At 59.4% G+C, this 20,850-nt stretch carries 20 protein-coding genes, 1 tRNA gene and 1 pseudogene; 15 read left to right on the top strand and 7 right to left on the bottom strand.

Features of this window, described 5'->3' with window-relative positions:
- Positions 1 to 66 precede the first annotated feature (66 nt).
- The 3 genes from aceF (at position 67) to lpdA (ending at position 4,357) form a co-directional block, all read left to right on the top strand.
- On the top strand, positions 67 to 1,722 hold the full coding sequence (gene aceF / locus ACPWMG_RS16610; RefSeq protein WP_483300588.1) for a dihydrolipoyllysine-residue acetyltransferase: 1,656 nt from the start codon (positions 67 to 69) through the stop codon (positions 1,720 to 1,722).
- A 136-nt stretch (positions 1,723 to 1,858) separates the two neighbouring features.
- On the top strand, positions 1,859 to 2,443 hold the full coding sequence (locus ACPWMG_RS16605; protein WP_483300587.1) for an MFS transporter: 585 nt from the start codon (positions 1,859 to 1,861) through the stop codon (positions 2,441 to 2,443).
- 69 nt (positions 2,444 to 2,512) lie between these two features.
- Positions 2,513 to 4,357 carry a dihydrolipoyl dehydrogenase gene (gene lpdA, locus ACPWMG_RS16600; protein ID WP_483300586.1) on the top strand — a complete coding sequence of 615 codons (1,845 nt, stop codon included), beginning with the start codon at positions 2,513 to 2,515 and terminating at the stop codon, positions 4,355 to 4,357.
- Between the two features lie 117 nt (positions 4,358 to 4,474).
- Here lpdA and ACPWMG_RS16595 read toward each other — a convergent pair whose 3' ends face one another.
- Positions 4,475 to 8,038: a tetratricopeptide repeat protein gene (locus ACPWMG_RS16595; protein ID WP_483300585.1), complete on the bottom strand. Its 3,564-nt coding sequence runs from the start codon at positions 8,036 to 8,038 to the stop codon at positions 4,475 to 4,477.
- Complete coding sequence (locus ACPWMG_RS16590) at positions 8,031 to 9,239, bottom strand: ATP-binding protein (protein ID WP_483300584.1); 1,209 nt, start codon at positions 9,237 to 9,239, stop codon at positions 8,031 to 8,033. Before ACPWMG_RS16590 ends, ACPWMG_RS16595 begins: the two co-directional genes overlap by 8 nt.
- 108 nt (positions 9,240 to 9,347) lie before the next feature.
- On the opposite strand from ACPWMG_RS16590, the pseudogene ACPWMG_RS16585 reads away from it, so the two are divergent.
- The 7 genes and pseudogenes from ACPWMG_RS16585 to ACPWMG_RS16555 form a co-directional block, all read left to right on the top strand.
- A pseudogene (locus ACPWMG_RS16585) lies at positions 9,348 to 9,524 on the top strand (hypothetical protein); the annotation flags it as partial.
- 215 nt (positions 9,525 to 9,739) lie between these two features.
- The gene (locus ACPWMG_RS16580; RefSeq protein ID WP_483300583.1) at positions 9,740 to 10,297 is read left to right on the top strand and encodes an RNA polymerase sigma factor; all 558 of its coding nucleotides are present in this window, start codon (positions 9,740 to 9,742) and stop codon (positions 10,295 to 10,297) included.
- Between the two features lie 25 nt (positions 10,298 to 10,322).
- Entirely contained in the window at positions 10,323 to 10,640 is a 318-nt protein-coding gene (locus ACPWMG_RS16575; protein ID WP_483300582.1) for a hypothetical protein, read from the top strand.
- Positions 10,637 to 11,893, top strand: coding sequence for an MFS transporter (locus ACPWMG_RS16570; protein WP_483300581.1), 1,257 nt, complete (start codon positions 10,637 to 10,639; stop codon positions 11,891 to 11,893). Before ACPWMG_RS16575 ends, ACPWMG_RS16570 begins: the two co-directional genes overlap by 4 nt.
- An 82-nt stretch (positions 11,894 to 11,975) precedes the next feature.
- On the top strand, positions 11,976 to 13,034 hold the full coding sequence (gene rsmH, locus ACPWMG_RS16565; RefSeq protein WP_483300580.1) for a 16S rRNA (cytosine(1402)-N(4))-methyltransferase RsmH: 1,059 nt from the start codon (positions 11,976 to 11,978) through the stop codon (positions 13,032 to 13,034).
- A 168-nt stretch (positions 13,035 to 13,202) separates the two neighbouring features.
- Positions 13,203 to 13,895 (top strand): class I SAM-dependent methyltransferase, encoded by a 693-nt coding sequence (locus ACPWMG_RS16560; RefSeq protein WP_483300579.1) that lies wholly within the window; start codon positions 13,203 to 13,205, stop codon positions 13,893 to 13,895.
- A gap of 122 nt (positions 13,896 to 14,017) precedes the next feature.
- On the top strand, positions 14,018 to 15,178 hold the full coding sequence (locus ACPWMG_RS16555) for a nucleoside hydrolase (protein ID WP_483300578.1): 1,161 nt from the start codon (positions 14,018 to 14,020) through the stop codon (positions 15,176 to 15,178).
- 86 nt (positions 15,179 to 15,264) lie between these two features.
- On the opposite strand, the gene ACPWMG_RS16550 is transcribed toward ACPWMG_RS16555, so the two are convergent.
- A complete protein-coding gene (locus ACPWMG_RS16550; protein WP_483300577.1) occupies positions 15,265 to 15,687 on the bottom strand; it encodes a PIN domain-containing protein in 423 nt (140 codons plus the stop codon).
- Between the two features lie 15 nt (positions 15,688 to 15,702).
- On the bottom strand, positions 15,703 to 15,936 hold the full coding sequence (locus ACPWMG_RS16545; protein WP_483300576.1) for a FitA-like ribbon-helix-helix domain-containing protein: 234 nt from the start codon (positions 15,934 to 15,936) through the stop codon (positions 15,703 to 15,705).
- A 171-nt stretch (positions 15,937 to 16,107) separates the two neighbouring features.
- Between ACPWMG_RS16545 and ACPWMG_RS16540 the strand changes: the two genes are divergently transcribed.
- Entirely contained in the window at positions 16,108 to 17,061 is a 954-nt protein-coding gene (locus tag ACPWMG_RS16540; RefSeq protein WP_483300575.1) for a class I SAM-dependent methyltransferase, read from the top strand.
- A 13-nt stretch (positions 17,062 to 17,074) separates the two neighbouring features.
- On the opposite strand, the gene ACPWMG_RS16535 is transcribed toward ACPWMG_RS16540, so the two are convergent.
- From ACPWMG_RS16535 to ACPWMG_RS16525, 3 genes are read right to left on the bottom strand one after another with little or no spacing between them, the layout of a single operon-like run.
- Positions 17,075 to 17,560, bottom strand: a complete 486-nt coding sequence (locus ACPWMG_RS16535; protein ID WP_483300574.1) for an EVE domain-containing protein — start codon at positions 17,558 to 17,560, stop codon at positions 17,075 to 17,077.
- A gap of 15 nt (positions 17,561 to 17,575) precedes the next feature.
- Complete coding sequence (locus ACPWMG_RS16530) at positions 17,576 to 17,833, bottom strand: hypothetical protein (RefSeq protein WP_483300573.1); 258 nt, start codon at positions 17,831 to 17,833, stop codon at positions 17,576 to 17,578.
- 2 nt (positions 17,834 to 17,835) lie between these two features.
- Positions 17,836 to 18,282 carry a putative toxin-antitoxin system toxin component, PIN family gene (locus ACPWMG_RS16525; RefSeq protein ID WP_483300572.1) on the bottom strand — a complete coding sequence of 149 codons (447 nt, stop codon included), beginning with the start codon at positions 18,280 to 18,282 and terminating at the stop codon, positions 17,836 to 17,838.
- Positions 18,283 to 18,575: 293 nt separating this feature from the next.
- On the opposite strand from ACPWMG_RS16525, the gene ACPWMG_RS16520 reads away from it, so the two are divergent.
- The 4 genes from ACPWMG_RS16520 to ACPWMG_RS16505 all read left to right on the top strand — a co-directional run bounded on the left by ACPWMG_RS16520 (position 18,576) and on the right by ACPWMG_RS16505 (position 20,734).
- Positions 18,576 to 19,142, top strand: coding sequence for a DUF3455 domain-containing protein (locus ACPWMG_RS16520; RefSeq protein WP_483300571.1), 567 nt, complete (start codon positions 18,576 to 18,578; stop codon positions 19,140 to 19,142).
- 101 nt (positions 19,143 to 19,243) lie between these two features.
- Positions 19,244 to 19,831, top strand: coding sequence for a sigma-70 family RNA polymerase sigma factor (locus ACPWMG_RS16515; protein ID WP_483300570.1), 588 nt, complete (start codon positions 19,244 to 19,246; stop codon positions 19,829 to 19,831).
- Positions 19,828 to 20,559 (top strand): anti-sigma factor, encoded by a 732-nt coding sequence (locus tag ACPWMG_RS16510; protein ID WP_483300569.1) that lies wholly within the window; start codon positions 19,828 to 19,830, stop codon positions 20,557 to 20,559. The genes ACPWMG_RS16515 and ACPWMG_RS16510 overlap by 4 nt, the downstream gene beginning before the upstream one ends.
- A gap of 98 nt (positions 20,560 to 20,657) precedes the next feature.
- Positions 20,658 to 20,734: transfer RNA gene (locus ACPWMG_RS16505), tRNA-Arg, on the top strand.
- Positions 20,735 to 20,850: the final 116 nt, after the last annotated feature.

The following is a 20,850-nucleotide window of genomic DNA, read 5'->3' as shown; positions in this document are numbered from 1 at the left end:
AAAGCTGCCTCTTGAGCCGCCCCGGCCCTGGTCGGGGCGGTTCAGCACCGTTTTTGGAGACAACACATGGCATTGATTGAGATTCAAGTTCCCGACATTGGGGACTTCGACGAAGTAACGGTTATCGAGCTGCTGGTCAAACCCGGCGATACCGTCAAGGCTGAGCAATCGCTCATCACCGTGGAGAGCGACAAGGCCTCCATGGAAATTCCGAGCAGCCACGCGGGTGTGGTCAAGGAACTCAAGGTCAAGCTGGGCGACAAGGTCAAGCAAGGCTCTATCGTGATTTCGCTCGAAGGTGAGGGCGGTGCTGCTGCTCCTGCTGCAGCCCCGGCTGCCGCAGCGGCAGCTCCGGCGCCTGTCGCGGCGCCGGCACCCGCTGCTGCGCCAGCCGCTGCTGCAGGCCCGGTTGAAGTGCGCGTACCCGACATTGGCGACTTCAAGGACGTGACCGTCATCGAAGTCATGGTCAAGCCCGGCGACGCCATCAAGGTCGAGCAATCGCTGATCACCGTGGAAAGTGATAAAGCCTCGATGGAAATTCCATCGTCCGCTGCCGGCACGCTGAAAGAATTGAAGGTCAAGCTCGGTGACACCGTAAACATCGGTGACCTGCTGGCAATTCTGGAAGGTGTGGCTTCGGCCGCTGCTCCAGCTCCAGCCGCTGCACCCACGGCTGCCGCCCCCGCAGCTGCGCCTGCTGCAGCACCTGCCGCCGCTGCTGCAGTCGCGGCGCCCGCTGCGGTTGCTGTGCCCGCACACAATCCCACTGTGGCCCCCACGGGTGCGTTGCCCCACGCATCGCCATCGGTACGCAAGTTCGCCCGCGAACTCGGTGTGCCGCTCGAAGAAGTCAAGGGTTCCGGCCCCAAGGGCCGCATCCTTGAGGGCGACGTGCAGTCGTTCACCAAGGCCGTCATGGCCGGTGCTGCGCAAACCAAGGCCCAGGCGGCCAAGGCACCCGCTGGCGGCGGTGGCGACGGCGCAGCACTGGGCCTGATCCCATGGCCCAAGGTCGACTTCACCAAGTTCGGCACGGTGGAACGCAAGGACCTGTCGCGCATCAAGAAGATCAGCGGCGCCAACTTGCACCGCAACTGGGTGATGATCCCGCACGTCACCAACAACGACGATGCCGACATCACCGAACTCGAAGCCTTCCGCGTCTCGACCAACAAAGAGAACGAGAAGTCTGGCGTCAAGGTCACCATGCTGGCTTTTGTCATCAAGGCCGTGGTCTCGGCACTGAAGAAGTTCCCCGAGTTCAACACCAGCCTCGACGGCGACCAACTGGTCTACAAACAGTACTACCACATCGGTTTTGCGGCCGACACGCCAAACGGCCTCGTAGTGCCCGTGCTGCGCGACGCCGACAAGAAGGGCGTACTGCAGATCAGCCAAGAGATGGGCGAACTGGCCAAGAAGGCGCGCGACGGCAAGCTCGGCGCGGCCGACATGACCGGCGGCTGCTTCTCCATCAGCTCGCTGGGCGGCATCGGTGGCACCCACTTCACGCCGATCATCAACGCGCCTGAAGTCGCCATCCTGGGCTTGTCGAAGAGCGCGATGAAGCCGGTGTGGGACGGCAAGCAGTTTGTGCCGCGCCTGACGCTGCCGCTGTCGCTTTCTTACGACCACCGCGTGATCGACGGCGCCTCCGCCGCGCGTTTCAACGCGTACCTGGGCCAAGTCCTGGCTGACTTCCGCAGAGTCTTGTTGTAATGAACACCCCCAGCCTTCGCGCACTGCGTGTCGCTACTGCCACCCCCTTGCAGGGGGCAACACCAGCAGCCTGGCAAAGCCAGTTCTGCGGTGTTCCGCGTGAATGCAGCGCTGCGCGCGGAAAGGCTGATCGTTCATGACGACCGTCGTTGTCGTTAAAAAAGGCGGTCAGGTGGCGATAGCCGCCGACACGCTGGTGACCTTTGGCGAGACCCGCCTGGGTCACCGTTTTGAAGACAACAGCAAGATCTTCAAGGTCGACACGCCGGCCGGCATCAGCTACGTGGGCATGGCCGGCACGGTGGCGCACTTTCCGGTGCTGCGCAAAGCCATGGTGGCCTTGCCCAAAGATCAGTTGCGCATGGGCAGCAAAGACGAGGTGTTCGATACCTTCGTCAAGCTGCACCCGTTGCTCAAGGAGTCGTTTTTCTTGCAGACGAAAGAAGACGACAACGACCCTTACGAGTCGAGCCAGTTCTCGGTGGTGGTGGCCAATGCCACCGGCATTTACGGCCTGTACAGCTACCGCGAAGTGTTCGAGTTCAAGGAGTTCTGGGGCATTGGTTCGGGCCGTAGCTTTGCGCTCGGCGCCATGCACGCGGGCTGGGCCTCGGCTAAAACCGCGCGCGAGTTGGCGGTGCAGGGCGTGCAGGCGGCGTGCGAGTTCGACAAGAACTCGGCTGGCCCTGTGGATGTGTTTACGTTGAAGCTCAAGGCATAGGCTCAGCAAACAGACAAATAGGCCCACGCTGGTTCAAGCGGCGTAGGCAAAACTTGTGGAGATAAAGAAATGGCAGTCGTAGAAATCAAGGTTCCAGACATTGGCGATTTCGCCGAAGTCACGGTGATCGAATTGCTGGTCAAGGTCGGCGACACCATCAAGCCCGAGCAGTCGCTCATCACCGTCGAAAGCGACAAGGCCTCGATGGAAATCCCGGCGTCGCAAGGCGGCGTGGTCAAAGAGCTGAAGGTTGCGCTTGGCGACAAGGTCAAAGAAGGCTCGTTGGTGTTGTTGGTGGAAGGTGAGGCCGCTGCCAGTGCTCCCGCTGCGCCCGCACCGGCTCCTGCTGCCGCCGCACCGGCTGCTGCAGCCCCAGCGCCTGCTGCCGCTGCAGTTGCCGCACCACCGGCCGCCAGCTTCGCCGGCACGGCCGACCAAGAGTTCGACGTGTTGGTGCTCGGCGGTGGCCCTGGTGGCTACTCCGCCGCCTTCCGCGCGGCCGACCTCGGCTTGAAGGTGGTGATCGTTGAACGCTACGCCACCCTGGGAGGTGTGTGTTTGAACGTCGGCTGCATTCCTTCCAAGGCACTGCTGCACGTGGCCGCCGTGATGGACGAAGTGAGCCACATGGCCGCGCTGGGCGTGGACTTTGGTGCGCCTACGGTCGACATCAACAAGCTGCGTACGCACAAAGAAAAGGTCATCGGCAAGTTGACCGGCGGCCTGGCGGCCATGGCCAAGATGCGCAAGGTCACCATCCTGCGCGGCACGGGCCAGTTTGTCGGCGCCAACCACCTGCAAGTGGAAGAAACTACCGGCGCCAAGGGGCAAGAAAAGTCGGGCAAAACCCAGACCATCGCGTTCAAGAAGGCCATCATCGCCGCCGGTTCACAAGCTGTGCGCCTGCCGTTCATGCCGCAAGACCCGCGCGTGGTCGACAGCACCGGCGCGCTTGAACTCACGCAAGTGCCCAAGCGCATGTTGATCCTGGGCGGCGGCATCATCGGCCTGGAAATGGGCACCGTTTACAGCACGCTGGGCGCCCGCCTGGACGTGGTGGAAATGATGGACGGCCTGATGCAGGGCGCCGACCGCGACCTCGTCAAGATCTGGCAAAAAATGAATGCGCCACGTTTTGACAACATCATGCTCAAGACTAAGACGGTGGGCGCCGAAGCCACGCCTGAAGGCATCAAGGTGACGTTTGCGCCCGCAGAAGACGGCGTGACCGTGCCCGAGCCACAAACCTACGACCTTGTGCTGCAAGCCGTGGGCCGCACGCCGAACGGCAAAAAGCTCGCCGCCGAAAAGGCTGGCGTGGCCGTGACCGACCGTGGTTTCATCCCCGTGGACATCCAGATGCGCACCAACGTGCCGCACATCTTCGCCATCGGCGACATCGTGGGCCAGCCCATGCTGGCGCACAAGGCGGTGCACGAAGGCCACGTGGCCGCAGAAGTGATTGCGGGTGAACTGCAAGGCAACAAGGAACTGGCAGCCGCGGCGTTCAACGCACGCGTCATTCCAAGCGTGGCCTACACCGACCCGGAAGTCGCCTGGGTGGGCCTTACCGAAGACCAGGCCAAGGCTCAAGGCATCAAGGTCAAGAAGGGCCTGTTCCCCTGGAACGCATCTGGCCGCGCCATCGCCAATGGCCGCGACGAAGGTGTCACCAAGCTGCTGTTTGATGATTCTCCAGAAGCGCATGGCCACGGCAAGATCCTGGGCGGCGGCATGGTTGGCACGCACGCTGGCGACATGATCGGCGAAATTGCACTGGCGATCGAAATGGGTGCGGACGCGGTGGACATCGGCAAGACCATCCACCCACACCCCACGCTGGGCGAAAGCATCGGCATGGCGGCAGAAATTGCCCACGGCAGCTGCACCGACGTGCCGCCGCAACGCAGGTGATGGGTTAAACCCAAACTGCTACGGATTCAGTAGCTGGCCGCGCAAATCCTCTGAGGGTTGCGCGGCTTTTTAGTATGGGGTTTCAGCTTACTGCAGAGGCCCCAGGGCGGTGAATTTTTATCCCACACCGTCGATCTGTACGAGTACCTCTTCGGCCATTCCCCTAACTTCCACTGCTGCATCCAAGAGCGCATCCTTATCGCCACTTGCCACTCGCAATGCCAAGGCGAACGGCTGCAAGAAATCTGCGAAGCGGCTGCGTTCCATTAACAAAAGAAGAGGCTTGGACAAGCCAATCGCATGGCATTCAAAGCATTGTTCTTTGAGTTCGTAGAACGCAGATTTGTCGCCTTCGCTGACGAGCGCTGCTAGAGCATCAAGCGCTTGCATCGCCAGGTCGTTGTTGCCGAGCCAGCAATGGGCCTGCAGCCGAATATTGTGATCGCGTGCTCCGTCTAGCTTGAGCGTTTGCCTGAACAGCACATTTGCTTCTTCATTTCGCTTTAACCGCGCTAATAATCGTGCAAGGTTCACCACCGGTAGCGGGCTAAGTTGGTCGCATGCCATTGCAGTTCGATAGGCGACCTCTGCTTCATCATAGCGATGCAATCGATCCTGCAGAAGCTCGCCTAAGCCAATCCATGCCCAAACCCACTTAGGATCGAGTTCGATGGCCTTGCGGTAAGCAACCTCCGCATCGTCGAAGCGACCAAATTTCCCGCTAAGTAGGTCGCCCAAACTTATCTGTGACCAAGCAGATTTAGGATTAAAAGCTATCGCTTTACGGTAAGCCGCTTCGGCATCTTTGTGGCGGCTAGGTGATTTGCTCAGTAAATCCCCTAACTCATCCCATGGCTGCTCTTGTGGAGAGGCTAGCGCAATCGCTTTGCGATAGGCTATTTCCGCCTCCTCATAACGCTGAGGCTCGTCGCTTAGAAGATTTCCCAAGCTTTTCCATGGCATCGCCCACTTAGTGTCGAGTTCGATGGCTTTGCGATAGGCCGCTTCTGCTTCCTCAAACCCACCCGGTTTTTTGCTTAGCAGATCGCCCAAAGCGTCCCATGACATGGCTAGTTCCGGATTTAGTTCAATGACTCTTCGGTAAACCGTTTCGGCCTCTTCGGGGCGGTGGAGTCTTTCGCTAAGTAAATATGCCAATGCAGCTAGCGGAGCTATTGATTTTGGGGCGATTTCGACGGCTTTGCGGTAGGCAGCTTCGGCTTCCTCGTAGCGATTGAGTTTGTGCGCGAGTAAATCTCCGAGGGCTCCCCATGAGCGCTCAAAATTCGGAGCAAGTTCGAGTGCCTTTCGATAGGCTTCCTCTGCTTCTTTGTATTTGTTTAGGTGCTCGCTAAATAGATCAGCCAAAGCGAGCCAGGCGGGTAGCGACTCAGGATCGAGTTCGAGGGCGTTCCTATAGGCCTGTTCAGCTTCGTCATAGCGGGTGCTCTTGTATTGCAATAGTGCCCCCAAAATGCTCCATGACACCACTGGGTTTGCGTCTAGTTTGATCGCGTTACGGCAGGCCAACTCTGCATCCGCAAAGCGATCTGGCGCAGTGCTCAATAGCACGCTTAAGCGGCGCCAGGGCATTGCCCACTTTGGATTTAACTCAATGACTTTTCGGTAGGCTGTTTCGGCTTCGCCCTTTCGATTTAAATGTGCACTGAGCAGGTTGGCTAGATGGATCCAAGCCTGCGCACTGTTTGGCGCTAGCTCAATCGCCTTTCTGCACGCCAACTCTATTTCCGGATCGCTGCCTCCATTTATCAGGCGAGACAAAGCAAGCACGAACGCTGGCGGATGTGACTCAAAGCAATCATTCATTTGCGTAAATGCAAGTTTCGTATCAGGGCAATCTGCAAAAAATTGCCCGTGAATCACTGCTTCTTCTACTCGTTCAACGCTTTCTTGGTCGTACTCCGAAATCAGATACCTTCTTTTTTTTGATAGAACGAGCCGTGTGTCACTGATCGCGTTTGGCGACATGTGTTTGCTGTCTGTCGCCAATTTTTCCTTTTCCGTCAGCGTGAGGTGTAGTGCGCCGCTAACCTCCGTCACCCAAGATTGGCGGTCTTGTTCTGGAAGGGGTGTTTGCATTAATGTTTTGCGCAAAGACTCCAGTCGCTCCAGGTAGTTGTGGGGCGTGGAGTAGTCGGCGTCCTCTCCATCCAGCTCATAGAGTTCATTGACGACGGCACTTTTTCTAGCCTGTTGGAAAATTGCCCAATCCAGTTGGCGACTTTCCTGTGCGTCTCGTGGCATGGCGTAGACGATTGCACGGGAATACTCCAGTTCTGGACCCTCACAATCAAGACCATCTTTGTGTTTTTTCCTGCGGGCTCGTGCCAAACCCTGAAGCTCGTCATTGCTGTACCACAGACGCATGAATTCCACTAGCCACCCCACGCGTGCGCGTGCGCCGCGTGGCGCATTGCGCATGAGGTACCAGATATTGAAAAAACGCTCACTGCACTGATAACCAAATCTTTTGGTGCCGCTCAGAGTGGTTTTTTCAATTAATCCCTCCTGCTCCAATCGTGTGAGTTGTGCGCTGACCGAGCTCACAGGCAGTGCTGCTGCACGAGCCAGCACTTTTGCGGTAACAGGAGCCCAGTATTCCATGACGTGGGCGATGACTTTGCGTGGCTGGTCAGCAAGCACTTCCAAGCGGGCTTTGTACAGAGGGGTCATTGCATCCAGCAGCCGCTCTAGATCTGTACGCACGTTGTCGCGGCCACCTGCGACAAATAGCTCATAAAGCATGACGGTGGTGCGGGGATTTCCGCCGGTGAGCTGGCGCATGGCGCGTAGCCGTTCGGGACGGGCGGTCAACACACGCGTTACCTCGGCTTCAGCTTCGTCCCCTTTCAGTCCACGGCCTGCGCCAAAGACGCGTGCCATCGTTTGTATAGCGGTTTGCATCTCAGGGAGGGTGAGGGGGCGCAACTCAATGAGCTGAAAAAAGTCCAGAAAAGCATCGCTATATAGGCCGTTTGCTTCCAATGGTTGGTAGCTACCGCCTAGCCAAAGCATGTGAGGCGAATGCAGCAGAGCCTTGCGTACACGCCATAGGGCCGAGGCGCCTCCGTCCTGTTTTATGCCGCGTTTGTTTGCTTCACTGCCGGCCAGATTGGCGAACAACAAGTCGGTACTATCGATGAGTAATAGAAGGCGTTTCTTCCGGGTTTCGCACCACTGCTTTATCCAGGCTAGTGCGGCCTCTTCGCGCTGCTCTTTTGGCAAATTTATCAGTCGGGCAAGTTCAGTGTCGACTTCTGTTGTTGGCTGTTCATGGCGTTCCAACGTATCTCCGAGCGCACCGATGACGTTGCTCCATAGCTCAGCAGGAGTACTGACGGTATATTGCTCTTCTGGAAAACGCAAAGGTAGCCATGTTTGGAGTAATTCCGGGTCATCTTCGACCGCTAGTGCTACGCGCTGCAACAGGGTCGACTTGCCCATGCCGCGCTGTCCGGTAATTAATAGGTGCTGAGGGGCAACATTGGGAGCGGAGGCTCGCAATACTTCTAAGATCGTTGCCAGTTCCCGTTGACGAGCCACGAAAATGGTACGTAGTTCGTCGGGACTCCACAGATGTGGGTTGTATTTCGCAGTGGCCGCGATGCCATTCCGATTTGCCCAATTTGATTCGACTGGGATTGGTTGGGCTTCAGACATGGTTGCGGCTCCAATAATCTCGCAGCAAGAACGACAAAAACTTGACGCGCCCTGATGCGTCCGCTGGACTGATGTACCCCTCTTCTTGGAGTTTGCTCAGAATGGTTTGCTGGCGTGCTGCACGCTGATCTGGATCTTGCTCTAATTTGGCGAGCCGAGCGTGCAATTGGCGCTGCGTTAAGCCAACCTCCGTTTTCGCCAAGGCGGTGAGCATGATGTTGGCGAAAGCTAGATCCGGGCCTCCCAGATCTCGTTGTATGCGCTGCTCCCAATGAATGAAGCGTGACCGTGCGGACAGTAGGCGCTCATAAGCGCTGTCGATATCGTCACGTGTCAATTCTTGATTCAGCTTGCCTTGCGGCGGTGGCAGTGTTTCATCCAAGCGGTCGCGGGCAGCCTTAGATGTCTCGTCGAGTAACAGGCACAGGTAGAACGGGGACAGCCAGCCAACCCGTCCGCAGAGGTACTCCGCTTCTGTTGGACTGATGGACCAGCTTTCGCGTTGTGCGAAAGTGCAGATCATGTCTCGTGCTGCCTTGGGTTTGAAGGGACCAATCGGGTACTCATAGCAGTCGTTGAACTGCGCACTGAGGCCATATTTCTCCAGCAGAGCATTTAATCCAATGGAGCCAGTAAAGAGAAAACGGCATGCAATACCGGGAGTAACTCTCCAGCCACGCAGCCAAGCCAGCAAGGCCTCGGCTTCTTTTTGATCGCTGATGAAGAGCTTTTGAAGAAAGACTGAAAACTCGTCAATAAAGATGAGTACGGGTGCGGCTGTCAGCCTCGTTTGCAGGTCGGTGGCGGATTTGTACCAAGTTTGTTTGGCGTTGGCTTGTAGCTCGAGTGCACCGCCAACGCCCCCTAATCCTTTTAACTCAATTTTTTTGACGCTTGAGAGCCATTGTTTTGCGGTGCCCGTCAGAGAGCCGAGATAGCCCTTGACGGAGGCATCTGGAAAGTGATTTGAAATTTCGTCAATGAACGCTTTAGCACCTTCGATGCCTTGGACATCCACATGCTTGGCAAGCAGGCCCTTGGTTTCCGCCTCTTCGCGTAGCCGGTTTACGATGGACGATTTTCCTAGTCTGCGCGGGCCACTGGCAACGACGTGATCGTTTTCCAGGTAGCCCCATAAATCGGTGCATTCTGTTTTACGGTCGTAGAAATCATTCCCAGTGGCGATGGCTCCAAGCTTCATAAAGTGCTTCCTAAATTTAATGATACGAAATTGTATTAATTCAATTTTGTAGTGATTTTAGTTTCTTGGGGATTTTTGCAAGTTCTTCTAAAAATCACTAGGAGTGCGGTCGGCACCCACGCGGGGGACATAATCGGCGAAATCGCCCTGGCGATCGAAATGGGCGCGGACGCGGTGGACATCGGCAAGACCATCCACCCACACCCCACGCTGGGCGAAAGCATCGGCATGGCGGCTGAAATCGCCCACGGCAGCTGCACGGACGTGCCGCCGCAGCGCAAGTGATGGGTTAAGCCCAAACTGCTACGGATTCAGTAGCTGGCCGCGCAAATCCTCTACGGATTGCGCGGCTTTTTTATTGCGGCTCTGATCGCGCAGTGAGTGGCCCCAAAAACGGGTTGAGAAAATTTTCTGCAGAAAAACGCGCGGCGCACAATATTGCCGATTCTGAAACGTCATCAGAGGTATGGATTCGCTGATGCCCTCGTTGCCCCCCGTGAATGACTGACCAAGACCGCGCCATTGCCGATGTGGTGTTGCGCGAGCGCTCGCGGTTGGGCAATTTCATCCGGCAGCGTGTGCGCGATGCGACGGATGCGGAAGACATCTTGCAAGACGTGTTCTATGAGTTTGTGGAGGCCTATCGGCTTCCCGAGCCGATTGAACAGGTTGGCGCGTGGCTTTTCCAAGTGGCGCGTCATCGCATCATTGACCGCTTTCGCAAGAAGCGCGAGCAGCCTTTGAATGATGCCGCCGGGGACGATGAAGACGAGGACAGCGGGGCGTATCGGCTCGATCTTGCGTTGCCATCGCTAGACGCGGGGCCGGAAGCGCAGTTCGCCCGATCGGTTTTGCTGAACGCCTTGCAAATGGCCCTGGACAAGTTGCCCGACAACCAGCGCGAGGTCTTTGTGGCGCACGAGATTGAGGGCCGCAGCTTCAAGGAAATCGCGGCGGAGAGTGGCGTGGCCGTGAACACCTTGCTGGCCCGCAAGCGTTACGCGATCTTGGCTTTGCGGGCACGCCTGCAAGCGGTGTACGACGAATTTGAAACTTGATGACGTTTGATGAAGGAGAAGAAACATGAGATCAAAAATCGGCGCTTGGCGCTATGTGGCGTGGCCTGTTTTCGGCCTGCTGGCGATCGCCGTGATGGGCGGGGCGGTCATGCTGCTGTGGAATGCCGTGGCGCCCGCCTTGTTTGGTGATGCCCGGCAGATCGATTACCTGCACGCACTGGGCTTGTTGGTGCTGTGCCGCATCCTCTTTGGTGGCTTTCGCGGTCATGGCGGTTGGCACGGCCGCCACCGCTGGAACAAATGGCAAGCCATGACGCCCGAGGAGCGCGAGCAGTTTCATCGGCGCGGTCCTTGGGGTCGCGCTGTGGGCGAACAGAAATGACTGCAGCGACTTCCACCTCAAGCGACAAGGCCGTGCCCTTGAAGTTTTCGGGCTACCAGAAAACCGTCGTCGCCATTTTGGCCTTCCTGCAGTTCGCTGTCATTTTGGATTTCATGCTGATGGCGCCGTTGGGCGCGGTCATCATGCCAACGCTGGGCATCAGCGCCAGCCAGTTTGGGCTGGTGGTGTCGGCCTATGCGTTCAGCGCGGGTGCGGCGGGCTTGCTGACGGCGGGCTTTGCGGACCGTTATGACCGCAAGACCTTGCTGCTGTTTTTCTACGCCGGCTTTGTGCTGGGCACGTTGTGGTGCGGCTTGGCGCAAAGCTTTGAGACCTTGCTGATGGCCCGTGTCATCACCGGTTTGTTTGGCGGTGTCATCGGCTCGGTGGTGCTGGCCATCGCAACCGACCTGTTCGCGCCGCAGATGCGTGGCCGTGTGATGGGTGTGGTGCAGACGGCCTTTGCCGCGAGCCAGGTGCTGGGCATCCCCGTTGGGTTATACCTGTCCAACCAATGGAGTTGGCACATGCCATTTCTGGCGATGGCTGCACTGGGCCTGCTCGGTGGTGTGGCTGTCGCCTGGGGTATGCGGCCCGTGGTTGAACACCTGAAAGTGCCGCAAGAGCACAGCCCGTTGATGCACTTGTTTCACACCTTGGTGGAGCCGCGCTACCTGCTGGCATTTGCCACCACGGCGCTGGTCACCACCGGCGGGTTCATGCTCATGCCCTTCAGCAGCGCGTTTACCGTGCACAACCTGGGGATCAGCCTGGACCATCTGCCCACGGTCTATCTGATCACCGGCTTGTGCACCATTGTGTTCGGGCCCTTGATTGGCAAGGCGTCCGATGCGTTTGGCCAACTGCGCGTGTTCATGTTCGGCACGGTGGTGACGATTGTCATGGTGTTGGTCTACACACACCTCGGCCCGGTGTCTTTGGCGACGGTGATTGTGGTCAATGCCGTCATGTTCGTCGGCATCTTCTCGCGCATGATTCCGTTTCGGGCGCTGGTCGCCTCGGTGCCAACGGTAGCGCAGCGCGGATCGTTCAACGCCATCAGCGGCTCGCTGCAGCAGCTCTCTGGCGGCATCGCTTCCGTCATTGCAGGCAATATCGTCACCATTGGCGCCGACGGCAAGCTGCAGCACTTTGATGTTGCGGGCTATGTGGTGTTGGGGGCGTCCGTGGCGGCTGCGCTCTTGCTGTGGCAGTTGCAGCGCAGCACGCGGAGCCAGGCTCTTGCGACCTAATGCCCGTCGCTAAACATGGAGGCGAAAGCCGCGTGGATCCGAAAGGTCGACGCGGCTTTTTATTTGGGCCACATAATGGCCGATGACAGAGCCCACCCCTCCCCATAAGCGCCGCGTACGTTACGCTGGCACCCATCCGCGCCAGTTTGAAGAAAAGTACAAAGAGCTTGACCCCACGCGCCATGCGGACGAGGTCGAGAAAGTCATGCAGCGCGGGCAAACGCCTGCGGGCATGCACCGCTCGATCTGTGTCGATGAAATCCTCGCTATTCTGAAACCCCTGCCGGGTGAAACCGGCCTGGATTTGACCTTGGGCTTTGGCGGCCACACGCTGGCCATGCTGCCGCTGGTGCAGCCTGGCGGGCGCATGTTTGGCATGGATGTGGACCCGATTGAGCTGCCCCGCACCACGGCGCGGCTGCGGGCCTTGGGTTATGGCGAAGAGGCGCTCAGCGTGCACCGTGCCAACTTCAGCGAGCTGGCGACCTTGCTGCCGCAGGCCGGCGGGGGCTTTGACTTTGCGCTGGCCGACCTGGGCGTGTCGTCCATGCAGATCGACAACCCGGCACGCGGCTTCAGCTTCCGCGCCGATGGACCGCTGGACTTGCGCCTGGACCCCACCAGCGGCCAGTCGGCCAGCGAGCTGCTGCTGTGCGTCACGCGCCCTCGGCTACGCGACCTGCTGGCCGACAACTCGGACGAGCCCTTTGCCATCCCCTTGGCCGCCGCGCTGCAAGGCCAGTATCTGCAGACGACTGTGCAACTGGCCGACCTGGTGCGGGCCACCATGGAGCTGGTCTACAAGCGCAGCATGCCCGCAGAAGAACGTTTGGCCGAGACCAAGAAAGTGCTGCAACGCACGTTTCAGGCGTTGCGCATCGAGGTGAATGACGAGTTTGGCGTGCTGGACGCCATGCTGCTGAACTTGCCCGCCTGCCTGAAGCCGGGTGGCCGCGTGGCGATTCTGAGCTTTCATTCCGGCGAAGACCGGCGCGTGAAGAAGTGCTTTCAAACCGGCGAGCGCAACGGCACCTTCAGCAGCGTGGCCGCCGATCCGATCCGCGCCTCATATGACGAGCAGCGCAGCAACCCACGCTCCACCTCCGCCAAGCTGCGCTGGGCGGTGCGGGCGCTGCACTGATGGATTGTTCCGCGTTACTGCCCGGGTTATGCCCCGGGCTTTGCGCGGCCTTTTGTGGGCGCAGCGGTTGCTCACAGCCCAAGCTGCTGCATACTGCCCACTCCCATCCGCGCCTGCGCTCTTGATGCCGTCCTGGCATCCCCAGCAAATTCGCTCACGAAAGTCGATATGCCGGGCTATGCGCTCAAACAAGAATCCGTCCCCGTGCTGGGCGCTGCTGCGCTGCACATCAGCAGTCTGCTTGACCGCGAGCAGTTCAGCGACCCGCTGGGGCACGCCTTGGCGGTAGGCATTTCGTCCGGCAACTGGCCGCTGTTTGGCATGGTCTGGCCATCGGGGCTGCAATTGGCTGCCGCCATGGCGCTGCGGCCGCTGCATGCCGGCGAAAGCATTCTGGAGATTGGCTGCGGCCTGGCGCTGGCCAGCCTGGTGTGCCACCGGCGCGGCGCGCTGGTGACGGCGAGCGACTGCCATCCCTTGGCCGGCACCTTTTTGCTGGAGAACCTGCGCCTCAACGGTCTGGCACCCATGCGCTACTGCCACGGCGACTGGTCGCACGTGCCCACACAACTGCCCGAGCAAGACCTCGCGCCCAAGGTGCAGGGGCGCTTTGACCTGATCATGGGCAGCGACGTGCTGTACGAACGCGACGACGGCGGCGCGCTGCCCAACTTCATCGAACGCCATGCCATGCCGGTGAGCGAAGTGTTGATTGTCGACCCCGAGCGTGGCAACCGCGCGGCCTTCACACGGCGCCTGAAAAACCTCGGTTTTGAGCTGGAAGAAACTTTACTGCGCGATGAAGCCGTGGCCGATGAGCCGCTCTATCGCGGGCGGCTGTTGCGTTACCGGCGACACTGAGGTCGCACACCGCCTCTACAACCTGGGTGTTGCGTCTATCCCGCGCCTGCAACAACTGCTCACGTCTTCCGAGTCCACATTCGCCTAGCCTTTGCGTTTGATAAAAACCTTGGGAGTGCGCGATGCGTTCTAAACGTCTTTGGCTTGGAGTAGTCTTGGTCACGATGATGATGCTGACGGGTTGTGGCGGTGGCAGCGACGGCGGCGTTTTGGCGGCAGGCTTGAAGCCGCAAAAAATCATCATCGACAGCGACTACAACACCATGAGTGACGACGGCCAGTTGGGTGTCATGGCGGTGCAGTTGCAAGCCAAGGGTTTGGTGCAGGTGATGGGCATCACCGTCGTGTCTGGTAACCAGTGGCTGGTGCAGGGCGTGTCCGACGGCCTGCGTTCGGTCGAGCGCCTGGGCGTGGGCGACCGCATCGGCATCTACGCGGGGGCCAACCTGGCGCTGAACCACACCTATGCCGATATCCAAGCCGAGCAAACCGCGGGAGCCGGTGGCGACGGTTATCTTGGTGCGTGGAGCAGTCCCGAGCCGCTGACCACCGCCGACCTCAAACCCACACCAGACGGCTTTGCCACGCACACCCAAGTGCAAAGCAAAAGTGCGGTGGATTTCATCGTCGACACCGTCAAAGCCAACCCGCACGAAATCACCATTCTGGCGATTGGCCCGCTCACCAACATTGCCCTGGCGACAAAACGCAACCCGGAAATCGTGCCGCTGATCAAGCGCATCATCTACATGGGCGGCGCCATCGATGTGCCCGGCAACACCACCAAGTTTGCCGAGTTCAACTGGTGGTTCGACCCCACGGCTGCGCAATATGTGGTGCGCCTGCCCATTCCCCAAGTGGTGGTGCCGCTGGATGTGACCGACACCGTGCTGTTGACCAAACCGATCTACGACGCCATTGCCCATGCCCCCCAACCCACGGCGGTGACCACTGTTTATAAAGAAGCCAACGGCTACGGCTTTGACGGCAAGAACGGCTTTGAAAACAACCCCAACTACACGCAGAACATCTGGGACACGCTGACGTTGGCCTACCTCATCGACCCCGCCTACGCGACCGAAACCGTCGAACGTTATGTGGACGTGGTGGACACCGTGGGCGCCGCCGACAACGGCCGTTCCGTTGGTTATGCCGCGCAACCTGCAGGCAGTCCGGCTTTGCAAAAAATGACCGTGGTGAAGAAGTTCGACACCAGCGCTTTCTTCAAGCTGTATGTGGACTTGCTGACACGGCCCGTGCCGGTGGTGTTGCCAGTGCCGTGATGAGGTTTGTTTGAATTTGCTACTGATTATGTAGCTGCCTGCGCAGTAGGAAAGCGCTCTGTGCGGCCTTTTTCTTTAAGGTACCGCTACAAGATGGCCCAAGGATCCACAATCTCGATGCCCGTGCCTTTGAAGTCTTTGACGTTGCGCGTGGCCACCCCAAAACCATGCGCACGCGCAATCGATGCGATGGCGCAGTCGGCAAAACCCAGGGGGTTGCCTTGCCGTTGCGCATCGGTATTGAGCTTTGCAAAGACTTCTGCGGCCTTGGTATCAAAAGACAAAATGCGGCCTTCAAACAGGGCCAACACCTGCGTCTTCAGCGCTTGCACCAGGGGGGCACGCCGCTTGCCAGCGGGCATGGCCTCAACGCCGGCCAGCAACTCGGCCACATTGATGGCGGTGAGAAAGAGTGTTTGCGGCTCTTGCGCGTTGAGCCAGTCCAATACGGCAGGGTTGGGGGCTGGCTTGAGAGGCTCGGAGACGACGTTGGTGTCCAGAATCATCATGGCGGTGAAGCTGGCTTAATCAAAGCTGGCAGGTTCGACCGGCTGCTTGTCGCGGGTGGTCTGGAGTGTCACCCCGCCCAGGGCGTGGCCAATCGCGGCCAAGCTGGAGCCCAAGCCGACCTTCGGTGCGACCGCCGCGTCCAAGATGAACCGGATCTCGGCTTCGGTGCTGCGGCCTTGTTGCGCAGCGCGCAACTTCAAAGCGCGGTGGGTGGCGTCGGTCAGATTTCTGACGGTGACAGATGGCATTGATATCACTCCTTCAGAGTTGCTGGCAATGATATCAATTTGGTGATTTGATGGCAAATATCAACGGGCGTTTAAAATCTCAGCCATTGCTACGGATTCCGTAGCTGGCTGCGCTTTTACCATAAGCACCAAACGGCTCTTTTGTTCATCTGAATACTACCCACTCACACCATGCAAGCCCTGCTGAACACCATAGCCGCGATGGCCTTGCCGCTCGACGCCAACCACACCACCGACGCCCAGCGCGTTTTTCATGGCCGTGGCGGCTTGTTTCATGGCTGTGAACATTGGGCGCTGGACTTCTTTCCGCCCGTTTTTGTGTTGACGAGTTTTCAGCCGGTGGCGGAGGACGAACTCACCACCATTGGCGATGCATTGGCGGCACGCTGGCAAGAGCTTGCGCCCGGTCAAGCGCTCAACTGGGTTTTTCAGTGCCGCCACGCCAGTCAAACCGAAACCCGGTTGATGGCCGGTGCCGTGCCCGAGCCCCACGTGGTGACGGAGCAGGGTGCTAGCTTTCGCGTGCACGTGCTCAAGGGGCAAAACCACGGCTTGTTTCTCGACATGGCCGAGGGCCGCCGCTGGGTGCGCGAACACGTCAAGGCCACGGCCGATGCCACCGGCCGCGTGCGCTTCAAAGTGCTGAACCTGTTTGCCTACACCTGTGCCTTCTCGGTGGTGGCGTTGCAGGCCGGGGCCAAGCAGGTGGTCAACGTCGACATGGGCCACGGCGCCATCGCCATCGGGCAGCAAAACCACCAGCTCAACGGCGTCTCTGCCGGGGCGAGTTTTCTGGCGCACGACATCTTCAGCTCGTGGGGCAAGATCACGCGCGGCGGCCCTTACGACTTGGTAATCGTCGACCCGCCCAGCTACCAGAAGGGCAGCTTCATCGCCACCAAGGACTACGCCAAACTTATTCGCCGTCTGCCGGATCTGCTGGAGAGCGGCGGCCACGCCATGTTGTGCCTGAACGCCCCCGAACTCGGTGTGGCGTTCTTGCAAGACCAGGTGCGCGAACTGGTGCCCGACCTGAGCTTTGTGGCGCGCGTGACCAACCCGCCAGTGTTTGCCGATGTGTCGGAAGACCGGTCGCTGAAGGTGCTGGTCTACAAAGCACCTTAAACGCGTTTTTCGTTCAACTGCCCAGCAACTCTTCGGTGATAACCCGCCACTCTTCCGGCTCCACCGGGGTGATGGACAAGCGGCTGCCCTTTTGCAGCACCCGCATATTGGCCAATGCCGGCTGCTCGCGTAACGCTGCCAGGTTCAGCAAACGCGTCTTGCGCAGAGCTTGCACGTCCAGCAGCAACCAGCGCGGTTTGTCGCTCGGCGATTTGGGGTCGTAGTAAGGCGAGGCAGGGTCAAACTGTGTCGGGTCGGTTCGCGTACCGGATGCCACACGTGCCAAGCCGACGATGCCGGGCTCGGCACAACTGGAGTGGTAGAACAACACCCCATCGCCCACCTGCATCCCATCACGCATGAAGTTGCGCGCCTGGTAGTTGCGCACTCCCGTCCACGGCACCGTGGCGCTGGGCGCGGCCAGGGCGTCGTCGATGGAGCATTCTTCGGGCTCTGACTTCATCAGCCAGAAATGGGCAGGGCGAGCGCCAGTGGTCATGCTAACAATCTCCGGTTATTGACCCTGTTCAGATGCAAGCCACGCATCTGCGGGAATGGGGTCCTTGCTGCCCACCTTGTCCCAGGCCGTTTGAGCCGCTTGTGCGGTACTGCTGGCAGCGCGTTTTTCGAAGAACTGAGCGGTCTCCATCGCGCTGATTTTTTCCGCAATGGCGACCACGAAAAACTGGTTCATGGTGGTGTCGTCGGCAGCGGCGATGCGTTTGGCAGCTTGCTTTAACGATTCGGGCAAGCGAAGGGCGTATTGGCTCATGGTTAACTCCTGAGTGGTTTGAGTTGAAAGCGAGTGAAGCTTTGCTCCGGGTTCAGCACGGTCAAACCAAAACGTAGCGCGGGCTGAAAATCGCGCAGGTTGTAGGTCACGATGGCGTCCACTTGTGCATTGGCAGCCGCCTCCAACACCATTTCATCTGACGGATCCTTCAACTGTGGGCGCCATTGGTAGTGGGTGGCGACCGGTTCGATCAAACCCGCCAACTCGTTCAGGATTGCGTCCACATCTTTGGGCAGTAAACCCGACGCTGCCAGTTGGTGTGGGCGTTTCAGCACATCTTCATATTCCAAGAACAACGCAGGGCTGCAACACATGGTGGCTGCTTGTTGCCGCACCAGTTGTAGCAAGGCAAACGACGGGCCGAGTCGATTGCGCGTGGCCGCGACCAATATGTTGGTGTCGATGACTAAACGGCATGCCAATTTCATATCGCCAATGATATCAATTTGTGGTCGTTTGCGGAACCGCTTGCTTTGACTTGATGCTCTATCTGCTATTTAAACAATAGCTTCCTTCGCTTTTTAAATCAGTGCAAAGCCGCTATTCGCTTCATGCCTTTTGTGGAGTGTGGAGCGGCCTCCTCCAACAGAGTGTGGGTGAGGCGGGCGAGGGCGTTGCTCGAAATATTCTTGTCGCACTGCATCCAAATTCGACCCTCGCGTGTAGTACCTGTAGCAGCCAGCCAGGCTGCGGTTTTTCTAACTGCTAACAGGAGCACACCATGTCGATTCGAAATCTCACGCTGGTCGCCGCCGCCATCTCCGCCACCGCCTTGCTGACCGCTTGCGGCAGCATGTCGCCCAGCATGCCAATGCAACCCATGTTCAGCCAGGACAGCCTGCCCGATGCCGTGAAAGTACCCGCTGGCAACAAGGTCGCCATGGAAACCGTGGGCGTGGGCCAGATCACATACGAATGCCGCGACAAGGCCGGCACGCCTGGTGCCATGGAGTGGTTCTTCGTTGGTCCCGATGCGGCGCTGAACAACCGCGCGGGCAAACAAGTGGGCAAGTATTACGGCCCACCAGCCACGTGGGAGTCCATGGACGGCTCCAAGCTCACCGCCACCCAATTGGCGGCGGCCCCGGCCGGTGCAGGCAACATTCCTTACCAACTGGTGAAGGCCAACCCCGCCATGGGCATGGGTGCCATGAGCGGCGTGACGCACATCCAGCGCGTGGCGACCAAGGGCGGCGTAGCGCCCGCCGCAGCGTGCACCACCGCCAACAAGGGCGCGCGCGAAGTGGTGAAGTACCAGGCCGACTACATTTTCTGGAAGGCGGCTTAAGCTAGGGGCATTCGGGAATAGACGTGGGCGCTTCGCCTAAACTGCGGCGAACGAGGCGAGGGTGGTCGCACCAGCCGCCCACCGGACACACCTCAACCCACGTGCCCAACTCCGCAGATTCCCCCACCGCTTTCGACTACGAGCGCGCCTTGCAGGCTTGCGCTGGGGGAGACCGCATGGCGCTGCAACGCATCTACCAACAAGAGAGCCGCTACCTGCTGGGCGTGGCGCTGCGCATCGTGCGACAGCGCCAGCAGGCCGAAGACGTGGTGCACGACGCGTTCCTGAACATCTGGCACCAGGCCAGCCGCTTTGATGCGCAACTGGGCTCAGGCCGTGGCTGGATTTACAGCGTGGTACGCAACCTGGCGCTGAACGCCGTGCGCAACGGGGCGCGCCAAGTGACGGTAGACGAAGAAACCACGGCCGCCGTCGAAAGCCGCCAGGCCCTGGATGCACACGCGGACGTGGAAGACGCGTTTGCCTTGCGCGCCAATCTGGGCCAACTGAACGATTGCCTGGCGCAACTGGAGCCGGCGCGGCGCAACTGCATTCTGTTCGCCTATGTCGACGGCTGCTCGCACGGAGAAATTGCCGAACGCACGAAGACACCGTTGGGCACGGTCAAAGCCTGGATCAAGCGCGGCATGAGCAGCCTGCGCACTTGCATGGGGGGCGTTGCGGTATGAGTACCCCTGAAGAGATTCAAGACTTGGCTAGCGAGTACGTTCTGGGCACTTTGTCGGTTACGCGTCGGCTTGAGGTGGCGCAACGTTTGACCGTCGATGCCGACTTGCGTGCCGCCGTCACCGCGTGGCAAGAGCGGCTACTGCCGTTGACGACGTTGGCCGAGCCGGTGGAGCCGTCGCCCGGTTTGTGGCGGCGCATTGAATTGAGCCTTGACCCCACACCCGTCCTGGCGCAGCCGCCCAAGCCCATCGGCTGGTGGCAAAGTCTGAACCTCTGGCGCGGCTTGGCCGCCACCGGTTTTGCGGCGGCGGCCATCTTGGCATCCGTACTGTTGCAGCGCGAGATGGCGGGACCAGCCGCACCGGGTTACCTGGTGGTGTTGGTGGCGCCGCAGAGCCAGGCCCCCGGCTGGGTGGTGCAGGCTGTGCAGGGTGGCACGGCGGGCGGCGCCCAGCAGCAAATCAAACTCGTGCCCCTGGGTGAGCCTGGCCGTGCCGCTGTGCCGGCCGAGAAGACGCTGCAGTTCTGGACCAAGGCCGACGGCTGGACGGGCCCGGTGTCGCTCGGCCTGGTGCAGCCTGGGCAAACCGTGCAGATTCCGCTGGACAAGCTGCCACCGTTGCAACCCAACCAGTTGTTTGAGTTGACGCTGGAGCCCGCCAACGGCTCACCCACCGGGTGGCCCACAGGTCCGATCCAGTTCATTGGCCGCGCGGTGCAGTTGTAACTTCACTGGCGAGTTCTGCGGGCGGCCGTTCCGCCACGGATATGGCGGTAAAATCGCCGACCAGTTGAAGCATGTGCCAGCCGCATGTTTGCAGCAAACTGTCCGTAGCTCAGTTGGATAGAGCATCAGCCTTCTAAGCTGAGGGTCACAGGTTCGATCCCTGTCGGGCAGGCCATCCTAGGTTTCTCTCCCCCCACTTGTTTGCTCCTGCTCGCGAGCGCCCGATTTCCACTGGGCCGCCGTGGTCGCGTATCCAATTTTTGGCCTACCGTCCAGAAAAATTGGGATTCA

Origin of the sequence: Hydrophilobacter chitinilyticus, assembly GCF_049860745.1 — a bacterium.
GTDB lineage: Bacteria > Pseudomonadota > Gammaproteobacteria > Burkholderiales > Burkholderiaceae_C > Rhodoferax_B.
Note: the sequence above shows the minus strand (reverse complement) of the source record. Positions and strands in the feature narration are given on the sequence as shown.

Excerpts from the sequence above, each read along its gene's own strand:
- aceF (WP_483300588.1), top strand. The coding sequence starts at position 67 with ATGGCATTGATTGAGATTCAAGTTCCCGACATTGGGGACTTCGACGAA.
- ACPWMG_RS16605 (WP_483300587.1), top strand. The coding sequence starts at position 1,859 with ATGACGACCGTCGTTGTCGTTAAAAAAGGCGGTCAGGTGGCGATAGCC.
- lpdA (WP_483300586.1), top strand. The coding sequence starts at position 2,513 with ATGGCAGTCGTAGAAATCAAGGTTCCAGACATTGGCGATTTCGCCGAA.
- ACPWMG_RS16595 (WP_483300585.1), bottom strand. The coding sequence starts at position 8,038 with ATGTCTGAAGCCCAACCAATCCCAGTCGAATCAAATTGGGCAAATCGG.
- ACPWMG_RS16590 (WP_483300584.1), bottom strand. The coding sequence starts at position 9,239 with ATGAAGCTTGGAGCCATCGCCACTGGGAATGATTTCTACGACCGTAAA.
- ACPWMG_RS16580 (WP_483300583.1), top strand. The coding sequence starts at position 9,740 with ATGACTGACCAAGACCGCGCCATTGCCGATGTGGTGTTGCGCGAGCGC.
- ACPWMG_RS16575 (WP_483300582.1), top strand. The coding sequence starts at position 10,323 with ATGAGATCAAAAATCGGCGCTTGGCGCTATGTGGCGTGGCCTGTTTTC.
- ACPWMG_RS16570 (WP_483300581.1), top strand. The coding sequence starts at position 10,637 with ATGACTGCAGCGACTTCCACCTCAAGCGACAAGGCCGTGCCCTTGAAG.
- rsmH (WP_483300580.1), top strand. The coding sequence starts at position 11,976 with ATGACAGAGCCCACCCCTCCCCATAAGCGCCGCGTACGTTACGCTGGC.
- ACPWMG_RS16560 (WP_483300579.1), top strand. The coding sequence starts at position 13,203 with ATGCCGGGCTATGCGCTCAAACAAGAATCCGTCCCCGTGCTGGGCGCT.
- ACPWMG_RS16555 (WP_483300578.1), top strand. The coding sequence starts at position 14,018 with ATGCGTTCTAAACGTCTTTGGCTTGGAGTAGTCTTGGTCACGATGATG.
- ACPWMG_RS16550 (WP_483300577.1), bottom strand. The coding sequence starts at position 15,687 with ATGATGATTCTGGACACCAACGTCGTCTCCGAGCCTCTCAAGCCAGCC.
- ACPWMG_RS16545 (WP_483300576.1), bottom strand. The coding sequence starts at position 15,936 with ATGCCATCTGTCACCGTCAGAAATCTGACCGACGCCACCCACCGCGCT.
- ACPWMG_RS16540 (WP_483300575.1), top strand. The coding sequence starts at position 16,108 with ATGCAAGCCCTGCTGAACACCATAGCCGCGATGGCCTTGCCGCTCGAC.
- ACPWMG_RS16535 (WP_483300574.1), bottom strand. The coding sequence starts at position 17,560 with ATGACCACTGGCGCTCGCCCTGCCCATTTCTGGCTGATGAAGTCAGAG.
- ACPWMG_RS16530 (WP_483300573.1), bottom strand. The coding sequence starts at position 17,833 with ATGAGCCAATACGCCCTTCGCTTGCCCGAATCGTTAAAGCAAGCTGCC.
- ACPWMG_RS16525 (WP_483300572.1), bottom strand. The coding sequence starts at position 18,282 with ATGAAATTGGCATGCCGTTTAGTCATCGACACCAACATATTGGTCGCG.
- ACPWMG_RS16520 (WP_483300571.1), top strand. The coding sequence starts at position 18,576 with ATGTCGATTCGAAATCTCACGCTGGTCGCCGCCGCCATCTCCGCCACC.
- ACPWMG_RS16510 (WP_483300569.1), top strand. The coding sequence starts at position 19,828 with ATGAGTACCCCTGAAGAGATTCAAGACTTGGCTAGCGAGTACGTTCTG.